Origin of the sequence: Nocardia asiatica NBRC 100129 (assembly GCF_000308415.1) — a bacterium.
Classification (GTDB): domain Bacteria; phylum Actinomycetota; class Actinomycetes; order Mycobacteriales; family Mycobacteriaceae; genus Nocardia; species Nocardia asiatica.
In genome coordinates this window covers 22,373-43,037 of sequence record NZ_BAFS01000160.1, presented here as the reverse complement: position 1 = coordinate 43,037, position 20,665 = coordinate 22,373, and the positions used below count along the sequence as shown (strand labels likewise).

Here is a 20,665-nt window from a genome sequence, read left to right as displayed (position 1 = left end):
TGCATGATCGAACTGGCGCCAAAAGTTAGCCAGGCCCTCATGCAAGAGCAACTGCAAGTACATTTGCTCTTGCACGAAGCGCAATCAGCCCGTAAAACGGGTGGATCCACATAAGAGAACAGCGATCCCAATCCAACGGAGGTTCGGGTGGAAGCGTTGATCTATGGATACTTGCGTGACGATCTGGCCGATGGCCACAGCAAGGAGCTCGAGGCGGCGATGAGCAGCCTCGCCCGAGAGGAAGGGCTGTGCTTCGCCGCAACGTTCCATGAATCGACCGGGGGTGACGGGACGGCTTTCGCCGAGTTGACGGCGGAACTCAAGCGCGCGGACGCGCATCACGTCGTGGTTCCGTCACTCGATCACTTTGCCGGTCAGACGATTCCGCGTGACATCTTGATCGCCAAGCTGGCTCAGGAGGCGGCGGCGCGGGTGTGGACCGTGGAGAGCTGACCGACGCGACCGAAATGCCCGGTACCGCACCGTTGTCCAGTCTCGCAAGCCGGTCGCCGTCCCCGTCGCGATCACACCCGCTGCCAGGGAAGCGAGCAGCCCCGCCATCCGGTGCTGTTCGAACAGCGGGTACACCTGCCAGTGCAGCAGATAGGCGAACAGCGAACTGTCGGCCAGCACTGCCGCGCAGATGGCGACCACGGCGGGGACTCGGACCGCGGAGAACCACACCAGGGCGAGCAAGCCCGCGATGACCAGCCTTTCCCGGTCCGGCACGCCGAAATATCCGGGCACTGCGACCAGTACGACGACACTGACCGTGATCCGCTGCCACAACGACGTCGCTTTCGCCGCCGCCCAGCCGAGCGCGAAGAGCCACACCGCCAGCGGGGAGAACGGGATGTCTTTCGCCGTATACAGACCGAACGCCTGGTATCGGAAGACGAGACTCAGCGCGACCAGCGCCATCGCGAACCAGAACGGCCCGGCGCGTTGCCACCGGTCCACCGCGGGGATCCGGATCAGCAGCGCGGCGGCCAGCATGAAATAGCCGAGCACCTCGATGAACCACAGGTGGCCGGCGGTGGCGCTGTCGTGCGGGCCGAGGATCTTATTCAGCAACAGGACATTTTGCCAGCTGTAGTGGTCGCTGAACGTCAGCGTCAGGGTGACCCAGAGCGCCGTCGGCGCCGCTATGTATCCCACCGCGCGGAGGGTGTGGCGGAAACGTTCGGCGGGTGGCGCCGCGGTCACGGCGAATCGGGCGAAATTGAAGCCCGCCACACCGAGCAATACGTGCGCCGCACCCCACACCTCGAACACCCTCGCGTGCGAGCCGACGATGAGCACGATGCCGATCGCGCGCAGCAGCGTTCCGGTGTCGAGCGTCCGTCCGAACCGGCGGTGCTGCGCGGGGATCCGTTCCAGGTCCGCCACCGGCGTTGTCGGCCAGTCGCCCGGGAGGCGGCCGAGCACACGCTCGAGCCGCGCCGCGGTGGTCACGTAGGTGAGCGAATTGCCGCCGAGATCGACGAACGTGCTGTCCGCCTGGACGCGCGCCGGGTCGATGCCGAGGGACGCGGCGTAGAGGGCGCGGATGTCGCGCGCCTGCGGAGGGGGACCGGCCAGCCGGCGGATAGCCGGATAGTCGGGTTTGCCATTAGGTAGCCGTGGCATTCGCTCGACTGAGCGGACGCGGAGGGCGGCGGCGGGCAGACCGGACAGGCGCGCGGCGATCGGGGTGGGATCCGCGCGCGGGCCCTCCACCGCGAGGACCAGGTGCGTGTCGTCGTCGGCGCAGCACGCGGTGAAACCGGCTTCCGCCAGGCCGGATTCGAGACGTTCCAGATCGATGCGCAGGCCGAAGATCTTGGCGAACCGGCTGCGCCTGCCCACCACCTGATAGAGGCCCTCCGGGGTGCGCCGGGCCAGATCGCCGGTGCGCAGGGCCGCTACCGTCGCGCCGAGCGCGAGATCCGCGGCGGACGTCGCGTACCCCATCATCACGTTGGCTCCGCGATAGACCAGCTCACACGGCCCGTCGTGGTCGTCCTCGACCGGTTCCAGGCTGAATTCACCGCCGGGAATCGGGATTCCGATGCAGTCGGGATGCGCGATCGCCAGATGGGCGGGCAGATACGCCATCCTGGCGGTCGCCTCGGTCTGGCCGTACATGACGACGAATTCCCAACCGCGATCCCGGCCGAGCTCGGCGTATTCGCGCACGCGCTCCGGAGCCAGCTTGCCACCCGCCTGGGTGACGTAACGCAGGTGCGGCAGTGTCATGTTCGCGAACCCGACGCGGTCGAGCAGATCGATGGTGTAGGGAACGGCGGCGAAAGACGTTGCCCGGCCTTCCCGGAACAGCCGCCAGAATTCCGTGTCCAGTACCGACCGGTCGGTGAGCATGAGGCTCGCTCCGCGCAACAGGTGACTGTGCACCACCGACAGTCCGTAGCAGTAGAACATCGGCAGGGTGGTGGCCGCGCAGTCGTCCGGGCCGATGGCCAAGTAGTCCGCGATGGCCGCGGCATTGGCCCGCAGATTCGTGGCCGAGAGCCGCACCAGTTTCGGCGACCCGGTGGAACCGGACGTGCTCAGCAGCAGGGCGAGCTCCGGATGCAGGCTGTGCGCCGAGATCTCCCGGACCACACGGGTGCGGCCGGCGTCGACGATGACATCCGGGTCGTAGACCTCCCGCAACTCCGCAGTGATCTCCCCGGTGAGCAATACCGCGCAACCGGCGCTCAGCGCGCCGAGATACGCGACGAGCGATGCCAGGTCGTTGCGCGCCGCGAGCGCGACGAGACGGCGGGCCGGGCCCAGTTCGCTCGCGTACGCCTCGACCAGCGCGGCAAGCCGAGCGTAGGTCACCCGCCGGGCCGGCGCGGGCACGGCGGCGCCGTCCGCTGGAGCAAGCTCCGGGCAATGGACGGCGATCCGGTCCTCGAAGCCGCGCAGGCACTCGACGATCGGATGGGCGGTCACCGGCGAAAGTGTAGGAGGCGGTCGATTCCCGGCCCGAAGGTGCCCCCTGGCGAACTTCCGGTGAACCCGGCGGCGCGGGGCCGCCGGTAGCGACGCCGCCGCCGCCCGCCGGATCAGAGACCGAAGCTGCCCGGGCCTCGTCTGCGCAGGTACTTCTCGAATTCGGCCGCGATGGCATCGCCATCGATCTTGGCCATCGCCTCGTTCACGTCCGCCGCGGCGTCGCCGCGCTCCTCCAGCGAGCGCACGTACTCGCTGATCTCCTCGTCGCCGACGGTCATCTCGTTGACCGTGGTCTCCCAGTCCTCGGCCTGCTTGGGCAGCTCACCCAGCGGCACCTCGATGTCGAGCACGTCCTCGACCCGGTGCAGCAGCGCGATGGTCGCCTTCGGGTTCGGCGGCTGGGAGACGTAGTGCGGTACGGCGGCCCAGAACGACACCGCCGGGACGCCCGCTTTCACGCACTGGTCCTGCAGCACGCCGGTGATCCCGGTGGGGCCTTCGTAGCGGGTCTGTTCCAGGTTGAACCGCTCGGCCGCCTCCTTGCTGTAGGCCGAGCCGGTCACCGGCACGGGCCTGGTGTGCGGAGTGTCGGCGAGCAACGCGCCCAGGATGACGACGGTCTGGACCCCCAGCTGCTCGATGAACTCGAGCAGGTCACCGCAGAAGCTGCGCCAGCGCATGTTCGGTTCGATACCGCGCAGCAGCACCACATCGCGGTCGCTGCCGGGCGGCGAGCAGACCGACAACATCGTCGACGGCCACTGGATTTCCCTGGTCACGCCGTCCACCTGGCGCACGGTCGGCCGGTTGACCTGATAGTCGTAGTAGTCCTCGGAGTCGAGTTCGGCCAACGGTTCGGCGTCCCAGATCAGTTCCAGATGCTCGACGGCGCCGCTGGCCGCGTCACCGGCGTCGTTCCACCCCTCGAAGGCGGCGACCAGTACCGGATCCCGCAGCGTCGGCAATTCCGGATCGGGAGTTTCACTGGCGTTCACTCGGTCAGCCTACGGCGTACGGCGAGATGGCGTGTCGTATGGCGGCCGGACCGGGTGGCGTGTTTCCGCCGACGTGAGGGTGCCGCGGCGGGGTGTGGTCCAGGACACCGAGCCGTGACGTGGTGGGCCGGAACGTCGGCCCCGCACACTACGCTGGAACGCATGTCTGCGTCCGTCCCCGCCGAGTTCGACACCACGCTACTCGACACGCTCCGCCGCCGTGTCGTCATCGGCGACGGTGCGATGGGCACCATGCTGCAAGCAGCCGAGCTGACCCTGGACGATTTCCGCGGTCTGGAGGGCTGCAACGAAATCCTCAACGACACCCGCCCCGACGTGCTGCGCGGCATCCACCGGGCCTATTTCGAAGCGGGCGCCGACGCGGTCGAGACCAACACCTTCGGCTGCAACCTGCCCAACCTCGCCGACTACGACATCGCAGACCGGATTCGCGATCTCTCCGAGCGCGGCACCCGGCTGGCCCGCGAGGTCGCCGACGAGATGGGCCCGTCCTCCGACGGTACGCCTCGATACGTGCTCGGTTCGATGGGTCCGGGCACGAAGCTGCCCACGCTGGGGCATGCCGCGTTCGCGGCGCTGCGCGACGCCTACACCGAGGCGGCGCTCGGCATGCTCGACGGCGGCGCCGACGCCATCCTGATCGAGACCTGCCAGGACCTGTTGCAGGTGAAGGCGGCGGTGACCGGCAGCAGGCGCGCGATGGCGCGGCTGGGCCGCCGGATCCCGATCATCACGCACGTCACCGTGGAGACCACGGGCACCATGCTGGTCGGCAGCGAGATCGGCGCGGCGCTCACCGCGCTGGAGCCGCTCGGCATCGACATGATCGGCCTGAACTGCGCGACCGGTCCGGACGAGATGAGCGAGCACCTGCGCCACCTGTCCAAGCACGCACAGGTGCCGGTCTCGGTGATGCCGAACGCGGGGCTGCCGGTGCTCGGCGCCGACGGGGCGGTGTACCCGCTCACCCCCGAGGAGCTGGCGGTCGCGCTGCGCGGGTTCGTCACCGAATTCGGTTTGGCCCTGGTCGGCGGTTGCTGCGGAACCACGCCCGAACACATCCGGCAGGTCACCGCCGCGGTGCGCGAGGTCGAGCCCACCCTGCCACCGATCGCCGAGCGCCGTGCGCCGGTGCACGAGCCGAGCGTGTCCAGCATGTACACCGCGGTGCCGTTCGAGCAGGACGCCTCGGTTCTGATGATCGGCGAGCGCACCAACGCCAACGGCTCCAAAGCGTTCCGCGAGGCCATGCTGGCCGGTGACTGGCAGAAGTGCCTCGACATCGCCAAGGACCAGACTCGCGACGGCGCGCACATGCTCGACCTCTGCGTCGACTACGTCGGCCGGGACGGCACCCGCGACATGGCGGAGCTGGCCGGCCGGCTGGCCACCGCCTCCACGCTGCCGATCATGCTCGACTCCACCGAGGCCCCGGTGCTGCAGGCCGGGCTGGAACACCTCGGCGGGCGGTGCGCGGTGAACTCGGTGAACTACGAGGACGGCGACGGCCCCGACTCGCGTTTCCAGCAGACCATGCGGCTGGTCGCCGAACACGGCGCCGCGGTGGTCGCGCTGACCATCGACGAGGAAGGCCAAGCCCGGACCGCGGCGAAGAAGGTGGAGATCGCCGAGCGGTTGATCGCCGACATCACCGGCAACTGGGGGTTGGCGGAGAGCGACATCATCATCGACACGCTCACCTTCACGCTGGGCACCGGCCAGGAGGAGTCCCGCCGCGACGGCCTGGAGACCATCGAGGCCATTCGCGAACTCAAGCGCCGCCACCCGCAGGTGCAGACCACGCTGGGGCTGTCCAACATCTCCTTCGGTCTCAACCCCGCGGCCCGGCAGGTGCTCAACTCGGTCTTCATGCACGAATGCGTGGAAGCCGGGTTGGATTCCGCCATCGTGCACGCCTCCAAGATCCTGCCGATCAGCCGGATTCCGGACGAGCAGCGCCAGGCCGCGCTGGATCTGGTGTACGACCGCCGCGCCGAGGACTACGACCCCCTGCAGAAATTGATGGCGCTGTTCGAAGGGGTGTCCACCTCGTCGTCCAAGGCGTCGCGGGCGGAGGAACTGGCCGCGCTGCCGCTGTTCGAGCGGCTGGAGCGGCGCATCGTCGACGGTGAACGCGCGGGTATGGAAGCCGACCTGGACGCGGCCATGAGCGAGGTGCCGCCGCTGCAGATCATCAACGAGACCCTGCTGGCGGGGATGAAGACGGTCGGCGAGCTGTTCGGGTCCGGTCAGATGCAGCTGCCGTTCGTGTTGCAGTCCGCCGAGGTGATGAAGGCCGCCGTCGCCTACCTCGAGCCGCACATGGAGGCCACCGACGACAGCGGCAAGGGCCGCATCGTGCTGGCCACGGTGAAGGGCGACGTGCACGACATCGGCAAGAACCTGGTGGACATCATCCTGTCCAACAACGGCTACGAAGTGGTGAACCTCGGCATCAAGCAGCCCATCTCGACCATCCTGGACGCGGCGGTGGACAAGAAAGCCGACGTCATCGGCATGTCCGGCCTGCTGGTGAAGTCGACCGTGGTGATGAAGGAGAACCTCGAGGAACTCAACGCCAAGGGCGTGGCCGAGCAGTTCCCCGTGCTGCTCGGCGGGGCGGCCCTCACCCGCTCGTACGTGGAGAACGACCTCACCACCGTCTACGAGGGCGACGTGCACTACGCGCGCGACGCGTTCGAGGGCCTGCGGCTGATGGACGACATCATGACCCGCAAGCGCGGCGGCGGGCTCGACCCGGACAGCCCGGAAGCCATCGCCGAGCGGGAGCGGGCCGCCGAGCGCAAAGCCCGCCACGAGCGTTCCAAGCGGATCGCCGAGCAGCGCCGGGCGGCCGAGGTGCCCGTGGTGGTGCCCGAGCGCTCCGACGTCGCCGCCGATCTGCCCGTGCCGGTGCCGCCGTTCTGGGGCACGCGGGTGGTGAAAGGTCTCGCCCTGCACGAATACTCGGGTCTGCTGGACGAGCGGGCGCTGTTCCTCGGCCAGTGGGGCCTGCGCGGTCAGCGCGGCGGCGAAGGGCCGAGCTACGAGGAGTTGGTGGAGACCGAAGGCAGGCCGCGCCTGCGCGCCTGGCTGGACCGATTGAGCACCGAAGGCGTGCTGCAGCACGCCGCGGTCGTCTACGGCTACTTCCCGGCGGTGTCCGAAGGCGACGATGTCGTCGTGCTCACCGAACCGGACCCCGGCGCGGCGCAACGGTATCGGTTCACCTTCCCCCGTCAGCAGCGCGATCGTTTCCTGTGCATCGCCGACTTCATCCGGTCGCGGGAGCGCGCCGCCGCGACCGGGCAGGTCGACGTCCTGCCGTTCCAGCTGGTCACGATGGGGCAGCCGATCGCCGATTTCGCCAACGAGCTGTTCGCGGGCGACAGTTACCGCGATTACCTCGAGGTGCACGGCATCGGCGTCCAGCTCACCGAGGCGCTCGCCGAGTACTGGCACCGGCGCATCCGCGAGGAACTCGTCCTGGACGGCCACGCGGTCGCCGACTCCGACCCGGCCGACGTGCTGGAGTACTTCAAGCTCGGCTATCGCGGCGCGCGCTACTCCTTCGGTTACGGGGCCTGCCCCGACTTGGAGGACCGCGCCAAACTGGTCGACCTGCTCGAGGCCGATCGCATCGGCGTCGTGCTGTCGGAGGAGCTGCAGCTGCATCCGGAACAGTCCACCGACGCGTTCGTCCTGCTGCATCCGGAGGCCAAGTACTTCAACGCGTGATCGTTCAGCGCCCGCCCCGAGGCGTCGAGGCCGAGCGATGATCGACGCCGCACTGCGATCCGGGTGAAAGGCCCCGGCTTCGAGGGCCTTTGCTACCTGCCCGGATGTCCTGTCCCTATGGGAAAGGAGCGCGCTTCGGCGCGTCACAGTGCGCCACGGCGGCGGTTTACCTGGGCGATCGCCGGTCCCCGCCCTGGGAGGTGGATGTCTGTCGGGTGGATGTGCCATTGTCGAAGGCGTTGTAACTGCATCCGGAGCAGTCGGCGGATGCGTTCGCGTCCCTGCTCAGCGGTGCAAAGCAACTCGGCGCGTGAGCTTTCGGAGTCTTTCCGGGCTTGCGCGTGGATGCGAAACGGCTAGGCGCGCGTAGGAGAGGCACACCACCATGACGGCGGATCGATTGATCGCGGGACGGTACCGGCTCACGGATCAGATCGGCACCGGCGCCATGGGCGTGGTCTGGCGGGCGACCGATGTCCGGTTGCAGCGCACCGTGGCGGTCAAACAGGTGCTGCTCGGCCCCGGGCTGTCCGGCTCGGCTGCGCTGGAGGCGAAACGACGGGCCATGCGAGAGGGCCGGATCGCGGCGCGGCTGCACCATCCGAACGCCATCACCGTGTTCGACGTGGCCGAGGAGGACGGCCAGCCCTGGTTGGTCATGGAGTACATGGACGCGCCCAGCCTGGCGGCCAAACTGTCGGGCAACCGCACGCTGCCCCCGATCGAAGTCGCCGAGATCGGTGCGCAGGCGGCCGCCGCCCTCACCGCAGCGCACGACGCGGGGATCATGCACCGGGACGTGAAACCGGCGAACCTGCTGGTCGCCGACGACGGCACAGTCAAGATCACCGATTTCGGCATTTCCCGCGCGGTCGGCGACGTGACGGTCACCGCCACCGGCTTCCTCGCCGGGACACCGGCCTATCTGTCGCCCGAGGTGGCGCGCGGCGAGGATCCGGAACCGGCTTCCGATGTCTTCGCCCTCGGTTCGACGCTGTACGCGGCGGTGCAGGGCGCCCCGCCGTTCGGCGAAGGCGACAATCCGCTCGCCTTGCTGCACGCGGTCGCGCGGGCCGAGATTCCGCCACCCGAGTCCGCGGGCTCGCTAGGGCCGGTGCTGATGTATCTGCTCGCGCCCGCCGTCGCGGACCGCCCGACCATGCGGGAGGCGAAAGCGGCCCTCGAAGCCGTTGCGGCGGGCCGGGATCCAGCACTGCCCGCGCCGGTGACCACCGTGATTCCCGCGCCCGCCACGGCTGCCGCGGCAACGACCGTCCTGCCGAACCGAGCCACTGCGGTGGCGCCGGAGCAGACGGACGACACCGGGGTCACCGCGGTCGTGCCCTTCGCCGCGCCGGGTCCGTCCCCAGCGCAGACGGTTACGCCACCGCCGGTGCCGAGGCGGGCCGGGGCGGCGGTGACGTTGCCGGCCGCGCTGAGGGGTCGGCAGCGCGGCCGACTGGTCGCCGTGGAAGCCGCCGCGGTGGTCGTGGTGCTGATCCTGGTCGGCATCGTCGCGACGCTTGCCACCGTGGACGGGGAGGGTGGCACGGCGCCGAGTTCGTCGGCCGGGCCCCCGGCCGCCGTGGCGCCCGAGAACGGGCCGCCACCGGCCGACGCGGCCGGTCCGGAGCCGCGACAGGCCCCGGCGCAAGCTCCCGCCCAAGCCCCGGCACCGACGTCCGCATCGCCCGCGCCCGCCTCGGTTCCCGGGCCCGCGACCACTTCCGCGGGCGCCCCGCCGCCACCGCCCGCTCCGGGAACCACCCCACCGGCGCAGACGACGAATCCGGCACCGAGCAGCACCCCGTCGCCGCCCAGTTCCACCCTTCAGCCCACCACGTCGAGTCCCGCTCCGACCACCACCGGGCCCACCGCCACCGCGACGACCACCCCGTCCGGGCCGCCGACGCCCGACCGGATCGCTTCGTTCATCCAGGGCTACTACGGCATGCTGCCCGCCAACGTGTCCGGCGCCTGGTCCCAGCTGGCCCCGGGATACCAGGCGAAGACCGGATACGAGTCCTACGTCGACTTCTGGGGCACGATTCGTTCGGTGAGCGTGGGCTCGGTCACGCAGAACGGTGCGAATCGGGCAACGGTCGCGCTGACCTATACCCTGAGAAACGGCACGACGACCTCCGAGAACCGATGGATCGAGGTTGTCGGCGACAGTGCGAAACTGCAGATCGCCGCGTCAGGCACCTAGGCGGGTCGTCTTGCGGGCGGGGCGGGCTTCGCTCGGCGGGACGGTTCGACGACCGACTTCGCCGGGTGCGTGGCGGATGGCCCGAGGTATACCGACGACATGGACGAGAGCTGGGAGACGTACCGAACGTGACAGCACGACTGGCCGGAGTGCTCTGGGACATGGACGGCACGCTGCTGGACTCGGAGAAACTCTGGGACGTCGCGGTGCGCGAACTGGCACGCGAGCACGGACACGAGATGACCGACGAGATCCGGCACGCGCTGATCGGGGCGTCGGGTCCGAACGCCCTGCGAATCATGTTCACCGGCTTGGGCATCGAGCCGACACCGGATTCGCTGCGGGCGGCGGGGCAGTTCCTGGAACGGCGGGTGACCGAGCTGATGACGGGCCCGATCCCGTGGCGGCCGGGTGCGAAGGACGCGCTGGCCATGGTTCGCGCCGCCGGTCTGTCCAGCGCGCTCGTCACCAATACCAAGCGGTCGCTCACGGAGTTCGGGCTCGACACCCTCGGTCGTGACTTCTTCGACGTCTCGGTCTGCGGCGACGAGGTGGCGCACGGCAAGCCGGAGCCGCACGTCTACCTGCGGGCCGCCGAGCTGCTCGGGCTCGATCCGGAACTCTGTGTCGCCGTGGAGGACTCGCCCACCGGGGCCCGTGCGGCGCAGGCGGCGGGCTGCGCGCTCGTGGTGGTCCCGTGCGAGATCCCGGTTCCGTCTGCACCGGGCCGGGTGTTCCGGGAATCGCTGATCGGGCTCACCGTCGCGGACCTCGAACACGCTGTGCGCGTGCGCGGTTGATCCGGTCGCGGGTGCGCCGGCGCGCGACACTCCCGACTCCCGTACACCGAGAGTTACTGTCCCGCAACGAGAGTGCGCGCAGATAGTAGGTGTGACCGTGATCACCGGCAATCTCGCCGAATCCCGGGCGTGTCGGCGAGTGCTCCACCAAAATGACGCCATGGCAGCGGTGGGCGTACTCGACGAAATCGTAGATTCCGCACGGTATCCGCTGGCGGATCCGGACGGGCCGACGCTGCGGGAGGCGGTTCGGCGCGCGCGTGCGGAACTGGCAGACACCGGTTGCACCGTGCTGCGCGGGTTCATCCGCCCGGAGCTGACCGAGACGTTGCGCTGGCAGGGGGAGTCGATGGCCCCGCACGCCCATTACGAGGTCGAGCAGGTCAACGCCTACAACATTCCGCTCGACGCCGAACTGCCGGAGGACCATCCCGGCCGGATCGTGCTGGAGCGGGGTAACGCCTTCGTGCCCCGCGACCGCATCCCCGCCGACGCGCTGATCCACCGTCTCTACACCGACGAGCTGTTCCAGCGGTTCGTCGCGGACTGCTTCGGTCTGTCCGAACTGCACGAGTTCGCCGACCCCCTCGCCGGACTCTGCCTCAACGTCGTCGCGCCGGGCATGTCCCATCCCTGGCATTTCGACACCAACGAATTCACCGTCTCCATGCTGACCCAGCCCGCCGAGGACGGTGGCGTCTTCGAGTACTGCCCCAACATCCGCACACCCCAGGCGGAACACCTCGAGGACGTCCGCTCCGTGCTGACCGGCACCGGCGAGCGTTTCGTCCAGCGGCTCGAATTGCGCCCGGGTGACCTGCAGCTGTTCCAGGGTCGCTTCTCGTTGCACCGCGTCTCACCCGTCGCCGGTGCACGTCAGCGCCATTCGGCCATCTTCGCCTACACCGATCGTCCCGGGATGGTCGGCACGGTGGAACGCACCCGGCAGCTGTTCGGCCGCGTGCTCCCCGACCATCTAGCCGCCGCGGCCGACGCTGTCCGGGGCGATCGACTGCTCGACTGAGCCGAACGGCTCGACTGACCGCGCTCGACCCGAGAGGACCGACAGTGCCAGTGCCGTTACACACGACCGGGAAAGCGTCTTTCGACGATATCTACGACCGCCCCGATCCGCGCGCGTACTACGCGCGCATGTCCGATCTGGACTACCGCATTCCGGAACTGGCCAAACCGTTGTTCCAACAGCAGATTCGGGAATTCCGCGCCTCCGCCCGAGTGGCCGTGCCGACCGTTCTCGACATCGGCTGCTCCTACGGCGTGAACGCCGCGCTGCTGCGTTTCGACACCACCATCGGCGAACTGTCCGAGCACTACGCCGTCGCCGACCTCGATCGAGCCGGTCTGATCCGGCGCGACCGGGCCCGCGTGGCGGCGCGGTCCGCGGCCGAGGACGTCCGCTTCCTCGGCATGGATGCCGCCCGCCCCGCCCTCGACTACGCGCGCGAGGCCGGGCTCCTGCACGACGTGGTGCACGCCGACCTGGAGTCCGGCGAACCGAACGACGAGCAGCGCGCCCTGCTGGCGACCGCCGATCTGGTCGTCTCCACCGGCTGCATCGGCTACGTCACCGAGAAGACCTTGACTCGCGTGGCCACCGCGCACCCGCGCAGGCGGCCGTGGATGGCACACTTCGTATTGCGCATGTTCGACTTCGCACCGATCGAGGCGGAACTCGCCGCGCTCGGCTACCGGACCGAGCAGGCGCCGGGGTTGTACGAGCAGCGCAGGTTCGCCTCAGCGGCCGAGCAGGCGCAGGTGCTGAACACCCTGTCCGCCAACGGGATCGACACCACCGGCCGGGAAGACCAAGGGTGGCTGTATGCCAACCTGTACGTATCCAGGCCGTTGCCGAAACATCACGCCGACACCGAGGACAAGCATTGACCGAACGCACCTTCGCCGCCGACGACCACCTACCCCGGGTGCCCCTGCCGACGCTGGAGGACAGCTGTGGCCGATTCCTGCAGTGGTGCCGGCCGCTGCTGACCGCCGACGAACTCGCCGCCACCGAGGCTGCGGTCGAGGACCTGCTGCGCCCCGACGGGCCGGGCCGAACGCTGCACGCGGCGCTCGCGGAATACGACGCGACGCCCGGTGTGGGCAGCTGGCTGGACCTGTTCTGGCCGTCGCGATACCTGGGCAGGCGGGACCGCATCGCCCTGAACGCGAATTTCTTCTTCCTGTTCCGGGACGACACGCCCCTGGCGGCCTCCACCGCCGCCACTCAGGTGGACCGCGCGGCGGGCCTCATCTCCGCCGCCGTCGACTACAAGCTGGCCCTCGACCAGGAGGCCGTCCCGGCGGTGACCCAGCGCGGGCAGAAGTTGTCGATGTGGCAGAACAAGTACCTGTTCTCCGAGACCAGGATCCCGGGCGTGGAGCAGGACACCGTGCGCGTGCCCTACAGCGCGGAATGGCCGGGCCACTCGCAGGCACGGCACATCGTCGTGTTCTTCCGCGGCAGCACGTTCCGGATGGACGTCCTCGGCCCGGACGGGGCGCCGCACTCGCCGGAGGATCTCGCCGACGGGCTGCGCGCGGTGCTGAAGGCGGGTACCCGCCCGTCCCGCACCGACTCCGCCGTCGGCCATCTCACCACCAAGGCCCGCGCGGAATGGGCGGTCAGCAGGCAGCGGCTGCTGGCCGAGCCGGCGAACGTGGCGGCGCTGGACGCGATCGAGACCGCGCTGTTCGCCGTCTGCCTGGAGGACTTCGCTCCGCGTGACGAACTGCACGCCTGCGATCAGCTGCTGCACGGCGACAGCGCGAACCGGTGGTTCGACAAGTCGGTGTCGTTCATCGTCTTCGCCGACGGGCAGGCGGGCATCAACGTGGAGCACTGCGGGCTCGACGGCACCACCATCCTGTCGTTCGTGGACACTCTGCTGGAGACTTCGGCGCCCGAACACGCCGGCCGTTCCGGCGCGCAGGCGCAGGGGCTGCCCGTGGTCGAGCCCATCGAGTTCGTGCTGGACGCGGCGCAGCGCAGCGACATCGCCGCGGCGGGGGCCGACTTCGCCCGGTACGCCGCGGAGAACGCGACCCAGACGGTATCCTTCCCGGACTTCGGCACCACCAAGGCCAAGCAGCTGGGCATCTCGCCGGACGCCTTCGCGCAGTTGAGCTACCAGCTGGCCCACCGGCGCAGCAAGGGGCTCACCGGCGCCACTTACGAATCGATCGCGACCAGGCAATACCGCAACGGCCGCACCGAGGCCATGCGAGTGGTCACCCCGGAGATGATCGCTTTCGTGGACACGATGCAGGACCCGGACGCGGGCGCCGCGGCGAAGCTCGCCGCGGCGCGTACGGCGGCGGCCGCGCACGTGGAACGAGCCAAGCAGTGCCAGTCCGGCGCCGCGCCCGAGCAGCACCTGTGGGAGTTGCAGTGGATCCAGCGCCGTCGCGGTGCGGAACTGGGCGTCACCGACCCGATCCCGCTCTACGACAGCCCCGGCTGGACGATCATGCGCGACGACTACCTGAGCACCAGCTCGGCGCCGTCGGTGAACATCCGCTACTTCGGTTTCGGTTCCACCAGCTCCCGGTGCATCGGCATCGCCTACGTCCTGCTGCCGGACCGCTGGAACCTCTACCTCGCCACGCCGAAGCCGGTGGCCGACCAGATGCACGCCTTCGCCGACCACCTCCGCACGGCGGTCGCCGACCTGCAGGCGTTGCTCGCCGGGGACCCCGCCGGAAACTAGGCCCGTACCGCCCGGTTCTTCCGCCCTGCCCAGGGCGGGGAGCCGGGCGGTGGCCGTTCCCAGCCTTCGTGGGCCGGAGCGACAGACCCGCATCGGGGTCTGAAACAATGGCTCATCGTGAAGAACTTCGAAACCCTGTTCGCCGAGCTGCAGGATCGTGCGGTCAACCGCCCCGAGGGGTCCGGAACCGTTGCCGCGCTGGACGCGGGCGTGCACACCCAGGGTAAGAAGGTGCTCGAGGAGGCGGGCGAGGTGTGGCTGGCCGCCGAACACGAGAGCGACGAGTCGCTCGCCGAGGAGATCTCCCAGCTGCTGTATTGGGTGCAGGTGCTGATGGTGGGTCGTGGGCTGAAGCTCGAGGACGTGTACCGACATCTGTGACGGCCGTCCGACACCCTTCTCTCCTCTCGAAAGGACTCTCTCCCATGCTGCGCGTCGCAGTCCCCAACAAAGGCGCCCTGTCCGAATCCGCGGTTTCGATCCTCTCGGAAGCCGGTTACCGCAAGCGCACCGATTCGCGTGACCTGACCGTGCTGGATCCGGCCAACCAGGTGGAGTTCTTCTTCCTGCGGCCCAAGGACATCGCGATCTACGTCGGTTCCGGCGAACTCGACCTGGGGATCACCGGGCGTGATCTCGCGCTGGATTCCGGCGCGCCGGTCCAGGAACGTCTCGCCCTCGGTTTCGGCCGCTCCACCTTCCGCTATGCCGCCCCGGCCGGGCGGGAGTGGAAGGTCGAGGACCTCCACGACAAGCGCATCGCCACCTCCTACCCGAACCTGGTGCGCAACGATCTGCGCCGCCGCGGCATCGAGGCCGAGGTGATCCGCCTGGACGGCGCGGTGGAGATCTCCATCCAGCTCGGCGTCGCCGACGCGATCGCCGACGTCGTCGGCTCGGGGCGCACGCTGCGTCAGCACAATCTGGTGGCGTTCGGTGAATCGCTGTGCGACTCCGAGGGCGTGCTCGTCGAGCGCAAGGACGCCGACCAGGGCGATCGGGCGCGCAACCAGCTCGTCGCCCGGATCCAAGGCGTGGTCTTCGCCCAGCAGTACGTCATGCTGGACTACGACTGCCCCAAGGACCTGCTCGACCGGGCTTTCGTCATCACCCCCGGGCTGGAGTCGCCCACCGTGGCGCCGCTGGCCGACACCGGCTGGGTGGCCGTGCGTGCGCTCGTTCCACGCAAGCAGAGCAACGAGCTGATGGACCAGCTGGCCGATCTGGGCGCGAAAGCGATCCTGGCCACCGACATCCGCTCCTGCCGCGCATTCTGAACGCCCGAATCGCCCGCTTCGCCTGATTCGCTCAGGCTGAGCGCAATCGGTGTGCACTGTGACCGGGTGTCGCTACCGTGCGGTCTCTCGATGAGGAAACGCAAGGAGCCCCCGTGTCACAGTCGCCACCCGAGTAGCAGTCGGGCAGCACATTCACCTGGAACGAGGACTGGCTGGCGGCGATCGCCGGGCTGATCCTGCTCGCGCTGATTCCGCTCAGCGTGATTCCCGACTGGCGGCCGGTCGTGGTGTTCGGATCCGCGGCCGTGGTGAATCTCGTTGTGGTGTTAGGACCTTCGGTGTTGCTGTTCCACGTTTTCACCGTCTGAGGCATGGCTGGACCGTGCCGAGGCACAGCGCGTCCATCGGCCACGAGAGAATACCGTCGTCGGACGGCTGAACTCGGCTTCGCGTGGCCGGAGGCACGGAACGGCGGATCGTCGCGCGACCACGGTCCGCGGATCGTCCGCGCGACCACGGTGCGCTGATCGTCCTACTCGGCATACGGCGCGGGGGCGCAGTGGTGAGCGCCCGGCGTTCGATCAGTCGGACACCGCTTCGGCCAGGATCTCCTCCGGGGACTCCGCCCCGCCGACCGGCCAGCCGGGGTAAGGGGGCGGCGTGCCGCCGAAGGCCGGGCACAGCGGCTTGTAATCGCAGTACGAGCACAGCCAGCCTGGGTTGGGCTGGAACTCGCCGGTGCGGCCCGCCTCCTGGATGGCCGTCCACAGCGCCGAGAGGGTGCGCTCGAAGCGCAGCAACTCCTGCTCGTCGGGGGCGTAGGTGAGAATCTGCTCCTCGGCCAGGTAGAGCAGCCGTAGCTGGGCGGGTACGAGACCTCGGGTGCGCAGCACCACCAGCGCGTAGAACTTCAGCTGGAACAGCGCCTTGGTCTCCTGCGTCGGCCCCGGCGCGCGACCGGTCTTGTAGTCCACGACGCGCAGGGCGCCCGTGGGCGCGACGTCGATGCGGTCGACGAAGCCGCGCAGCAGTGCGCCGTCGGCCAGTTCGACCTCCACCCGCGCCTCGCGCGACTCCGGTTCGAACCGGGTCGGATCCTCCAGCCGGTAGTAGCGCCGCACCAGTGCGCGCACCTCGCCGAGGAACGCGTCGAGCCGCTCGTCGGTGATCAGTTCGGCGACCTCGGGCCGCTCGGCACGCACCCGCGCCCAAGCCGACGGCGCCAGCGCCTCCGCGCGCTCGGGCACCCGCTCGGCCGCGGGCAGCCCGTAGAGGTCCTCCAGCACCGCGTGCACCACCGTGCCGCGCACCGCGTGCACCGAGGGCTGCTCGGGGATTCGATCGATCGCCCGGAACCGGTATTTCAGCGGACACTGCTTGAAATCCATTGCCCGGGAGGGCGACAGCGCGGGCCGGGCGCGGCTCGGCGTCGCCTCGGGCTCGGACGTCCGCGCGTCGTCGGCAGGGGGCGTGGACACGGGCGAGCACATACCTGGCAGGCTATCCCGCGGCACCGACACGCCGGTGCCCGACAGCACGGATTCCAACCAGCGGAACGGAGATTCATGACGGCCAGACGGACCGGGCCATTCACCCTCGGTGACCGGGTGCAGCTGACCGATGCCAAAGGGCGCCTGTACACGGTGGTCTTGGAGCCGGGCAAGGAGTTCCACACCCATCGCGGCGGGATCAAGCACGACAGCCTGATCGGCGCGGACGAGGGCAGCGTGGTGCACTCCACCAACGGCACGCCGTATCTCGCGTTGCGTCCGCTGCTGATCGACTACGTGCTGTCCATGCCGCGCGGCGCCGCGGTGATCTACCCGAAGGACGCCGCGCAGATCGTGCACGAAGGCGACATGTTCCCCGGCGCGCGCGTGCTCGAAGCGGGCGCGGGGTCCGGTGCGCTCACCTGCTCGCTGCTGCGCGCGGTGGGGCCGCAGGGGCAGGTGGTGTCCTACGAGATCCGCGCCGATCACGCCGAGCACGCGGTCCGCAACGTGGAGACGTTCTTCGGCGAAAGACCGGCCAACTGGTCGCTGACCGTCGGTGATGTGGCCGACTACGCCGCCGAGCCGGTCGACCGCGCGGTGCTGGACATGCTCGCCCCGTGGGACGCGCTGCCCGCGGTGTCCAAGGCGCTCGTGCCGGGCGGCGTGCTGATCGTCTATGTGGCCACCGTCACCCAGCTGTCCAAGGTGGTCGAAGCGCTGCGCGAGCAGGAGTGCTGGACCGAGCCGCGCTCCTGGGAGTCGCTGGTGCGGCCGTGGCACGTGGTCGGCCTGGCTGTGCGTCCGGAGCATCGCATGCAGGGTCACACCGCCTTCCTGGTCAGCGCCCGCAGGCTCGCCGAGGGCACCGTCACGCCCAAGCCGCAGCGCAGGCCCTCGAAGGGCTGAGTGCGGCCGGGGCGATGGCGCGGGAACTCTCGGCGAGCGGTGCGCCGGACTCAGACGGGCACGCAGGGCGCCTGGGCGAGACCGAGCAGCAGGCAGCCGCTGGCGTCCGACAACTTCCAGGAACTGTCGGCCTTCTCCCAGGTCAGCGGCATGGCGGGCGCCGTGCCGTGCGAGGAGGTGATGGCCACCTGGGCGTTCGCGGTGTTGCCCTGGGTGGTGACGTCGGCGACGGTGAAGGTGAGCGTGTAGCCCTGCAGGCCCGCGTTCATCTGGTCGATGTTCGCGGTGCGCTTGTCACCGTTGACGATCAGCTTGGACTTCTCCGCGGTGGGTACCTTCGGATCGGCGAGCTTCACCAGCACCGCCTGCAAGGTCTCGGCGCTCGGCGCGCCGGCCGCATGGTCGCCGTGACCGTGGGTATCCGAGGCGGCGGAGCTGGTGGTGGCCGAGGTCGCCGCGCTGGTGGAGTCGTCGTCGGAGCCGCACGCCGCCAACGCGCCGGACAAGGCCAGCGCCGCCGCGGCGGTGGCGAAGGAAACGCGCAGGGTTCTGGCGGGAAGGAGCATGGTCGGCAACCTTTCGGCTCGGTCGGCGAGCGGGCTCGCCAGGGTCGGGTTAGGGCAGGCTAACATGGACGCTCGGCCGCCGGTCGCGGCCCAAGATGTGATCACGAAGAAACCATGTCGGAAAGCGAGAACGGGTCGCGCCCGGTAGCGTTGATAGACCGGGACTGGGAGGAGCAGCACATGAGCCCCATCGAGAATTCGGATTCGGCGGCCTGGAGAGAGCTCGAGGCGGTACGCGCCGAGGCGGCTGCACTCCGAAGGCAACTCGCCGACTCGCCAGATCGCACACGGGAATTGGAAGCCCGCATCGATTCGCTGACCATTCGCAACACGAAGCTGATGGACACCCTCAAGGAAGCGCGCCAGCAACTGGTCGCGCTGCGCGAGGAGGTCGATCGGCTGGGTCAGCCGCCGAGCGGATACGGCATTCTGATCGGTGTGTACGACGATCAGACGGTCGACGTGTTCACTTCGGGTCGCAAGATGCGGTTGACGTGTTCGCCGAACATCGAGACCTCGACGCTCGAGTACGGTCAGACCGTCCGCCTCAACGAGGCGCTCACGGTCGTCGAGGCCGGGCACTACGACGCGGTCGGCGAGATCGGCACCCTCCGGGAGATCCTCGACGACGGACGCCGCGCCCTGGTCGTCGGCCATGCCGACGAGGAGCGCGTGGTGTGGCTGGCCGGTCCGCTGGCCAAGGTCGCCGAGATGGACGACCTGGACGATCCCGATTCCCCCATCCGCAAGCTGCGGCCGGGCGACTCGCTCTTGGTGGACACAAAGGCCGGTTTCGCCTTCGAGCGCATTCCCAAGGCCGAGGTGGAGGACCTCGTGCTGGAAGAGGTGCCCGATGTCGACTACAGCGACATCGGTGGTCTCGGCAGGCAGATCGAGCAGATCCGCGACGCCGTGGAGCTGCCGTTCCTGCACAAGGATCTCTTCCGCGAGTACGCGCTGCGTCCGCCGAAGGGTGTGCTGCTCTACGGTCCCCCCGGCTGCGGTAAGACGCTCATCGCCAAGGCGGTGGCCAACTCGCTGGCCAAGAAGATCGCCGAGGCGCGCGGTGAGGACGCCAAGGAAGCCAAGTCGTACTTCCTGAACATCAAGGGCCCCGAGCTGCTGAACAAGTTCGTGGGCGAGACCGAGCGCCACATCCGGATCATCTTCCAGCGCGCCCGCGAGAAGGCCTCCGAGGGCACGCCGGTGATCGTGTTCTTCGATGAGATGGACTCGATCTTCCGCACTCGCGGTTCGGGCGTCTCCTCGGACGTGGAGACCACGGTGGTGCCGCAGTTGCTGTCGGAGATCGACGGCGTCGAGGGCTTGGAGAACGTCATCGTGATCGGCGCCTCCAACCGGGAGGACATGATCGACCCGGCGATCCTGCGGCCGGGCCGTCTGGACGTGAAGATCAAGATCGAGCGTCCGGACGCGGAGTCGGCGCAGGACATCTTCTCGAAGTACCTCACCGAGCACCTGCCGTTGCACGACGACGATCTTGCGGAGTTCGGCGGCGACAAGAACCTGTGCATCAACGCCATGATCGAGCGGGTCGTCGACCGGATGTACGCCGAGAGCGAGGACAACCGCTTCTTGGAGGTCACCTACGCCAACGGCGACAAAGAGGTCCTGTACTTCAAGGACTTCAACTCCGGCGCCATGATCCAGAACATCGTGGACCGCTCCAAGAAGTACGCAATCAAGGCGGTGCTCGACACCGGCAGCCCCGGCCTGCGCATCCAGCATCTCTACGATTCGATCGTGGACGAGTTCTCTGAGAACGAGGACCTGCCCAACACCACGAATCCGGACGACTGGGCCCGCATCTCGGGTAAGAAGGGCGAGCGGATCGTCTACATCCGCACGCTGGTCACCGGCAAGAACGCCAGCGCCAGCCGCGCCATCGACACCGAGTCGAACACCGGTCAGTACCTGTAGGTCCACCGGAACACGAAGGCCGCGCCTCCTGGGAGGCGCGGCCTTTGTCGTTCGAGGAGCGTCGCGGTGCCGCTCGAGCGGGGGTTT

At 68.9% G+C, this 20,665-nt stretch carries 15 protein-coding genes; 11 read left to right on the top strand and 4 right to left on the bottom strand.

What is annotated here, in order from left to right:
• Positions 1–147 precede the first annotated feature (147 nt).
• The gene (locus ON27_RS41260) at positions 148–453 is read left to right on the top strand and encodes a hypothetical protein (RefSeq protein ID WP_083887588.1); all 306 of its coding nucleotides are present in this window, start codon (positions 148–150) and stop codon (positions 451–453) included.
• Here ON27_RS41260 and ON27_RS15100 read toward each other — a convergent pair.
• The gene (locus ON27_RS15100) at positions 355–2,940 is read right to left on the bottom strand and encodes an AMP-binding protein (RefSeq protein WP_051046611.1); all 2,586 of its coding nucleotides are present in this window, start codon (positions 2,938–2,940) and stop codon (positions 355–357) included. The genes ON27_RS41260 and ON27_RS15100 overlap by 99 nt on opposite strands.
• Before the next feature lie 113 nt (positions 2,941–3,053).
• Positions 3,054–3,938 carry a PAC2 family protein gene (locus ON27_RS15095; protein ID WP_043726490.1) on the bottom strand — a complete coding sequence of 295 codons (885 nt, stop codon included), beginning with the start codon at positions 3,936–3,938 and terminating at the stop codon, positions 3,054–3,056.
• A gap of 162 nt (positions 3,939–4,100) precedes the next feature.
• Here ON27_RS15095 and metH point away from each other — a divergent pair, with 162 nt between their 5' ends.
• The 8 genes from metH (at position 4,101) to hisG (ending at position 15,711) form a co-directional block, all read left to right on the top strand.
• Positions 4,101–7,697, top strand: a complete 3,597-nt coding sequence (gene metH / locus ON27_RS15090) for a methionine synthase (protein WP_043726488.1) — start codon at positions 4,101–4,103, stop codon at positions 7,695–7,697.
• Between the two features lie 385 nt (positions 7,698–8,082).
• Positions 8,083–9,906 carry a serine/threonine-protein kinase gene (locus ON27_RS15085; RefSeq protein WP_043726485.1) on the top strand — a complete coding sequence of 608 codons (1,824 nt, stop codon included), beginning with the start codon at positions 8,083–8,085 and terminating at the stop codon, positions 9,904–9,906.
• Positions 9,907–10,034: 128 nt separating this feature from the next.
• Positions 10,035–10,706, top strand: coding sequence for an HAD-IA family hydrolase (locus tag ON27_RS15080; RefSeq protein WP_043726483.1), 672 nt, complete (start codon positions 10,035–10,037; stop codon positions 10,704–10,706).
• 160 nt (positions 10,707–10,866) lie between these two features.
• Positions 10,867–11,730, top strand: a complete 864-nt coding sequence (locus ON27_RS15075; RefSeq protein WP_043726540.1) for a HalD/BesD family halogenase — start codon at positions 10,867–10,869, stop codon at positions 11,728–11,730.
• Positions 11,731–11,774: 44 nt separating this feature from the next.
• On the top strand, positions 11,775–12,611 hold the full coding sequence (locus ON27_RS15070) for a class I SAM-dependent methyltransferase (protein ID WP_174377845.1): 837 nt from the start codon (positions 11,775–11,777) through the stop codon (positions 12,609–12,611).
• Positions 12,608–14,434, top strand: coding sequence for a choline/carnitine O-acyltransferase (locus ON27_RS15065; RefSeq protein ID WP_043726478.1), 1,827 nt, complete (start codon positions 12,608–12,610; stop codon positions 14,432–14,434). The genes ON27_RS15070 and ON27_RS15065 overlap by 4 nt, the downstream gene beginning before the upstream one ends.
• Positions 14,435–14,533: 99 nt before the next feature.
• Positions 14,534–14,815: a phosphoribosyl-ATP diphosphatase gene (locus ON27_RS15060; RefSeq protein ID WP_174186546.1), complete on the top strand. Its 282-nt coding sequence runs from the start codon at positions 14,534–14,536 to the stop codon at positions 14,813–14,815.
• Positions 14,816–14,859: 44 nt separating this feature from the next.
• Positions 14,860–15,711: an ATP phosphoribosyltransferase gene (gene hisG, locus ON27_RS15055; protein WP_043726473.1), complete on the top strand. Its 852-nt coding sequence runs from the start codon at positions 14,860–14,862 to the stop codon at positions 15,709–15,711.
• Positions 15,712–16,253: 542 nt separating this feature from the next.
• On the opposite strand, the gene ON27_RS15050 is transcribed toward hisG, so the two are convergent.
• Positions 16,254–17,162, bottom strand: coding sequence for a RecB family exonuclease (locus ON27_RS15050; RefSeq protein WP_051046607.1), 909 nt, complete (start codon positions 17,160–17,162; stop codon positions 16,254–16,256).
• Between the two features lie 75 nt (positions 17,163–17,237).
• Between ON27_RS15050 and ON27_RS15045 the strand changes: the two genes are divergently transcribed.
• Positions 17,238–18,071, top strand: coding sequence for a tRNA (adenine-N1)-methyltransferase (locus tag ON27_RS15045; RefSeq protein WP_043726471.1), 834 nt, complete (start codon positions 17,238–17,240; stop codon positions 18,069–18,071).
• A 50-nt stretch (positions 18,072–18,121) separates the two neighbouring features.
• Here the strand turns inward: ON27_RS15045 and ON27_RS15040 are convergent, their stop codons facing one another.
• Entirely contained in the window at positions 18,122–18,637 is a 516-nt protein-coding gene (locus ON27_RS15040) for a WKL family lipoprotein (protein WP_051046606.1), read from the bottom strand.
• A 180-nt stretch (positions 18,638–18,817) separates the two neighbouring features.
• On the opposite strand from ON27_RS15040, the gene arc reads away from it, so the two are divergent.
• The gene (gene arc, locus ON27_RS15035) at positions 18,818–20,578 is read left to right on the top strand and encodes a proteasome ATPase (RefSeq protein ID WP_043726468.1); all 1,761 of its coding nucleotides are present in this window, start codon (positions 18,818–18,820) and stop codon (positions 20,576–20,578) included.
• Positions 20,579–20,665 lie beyond the last annotated feature (87 nt).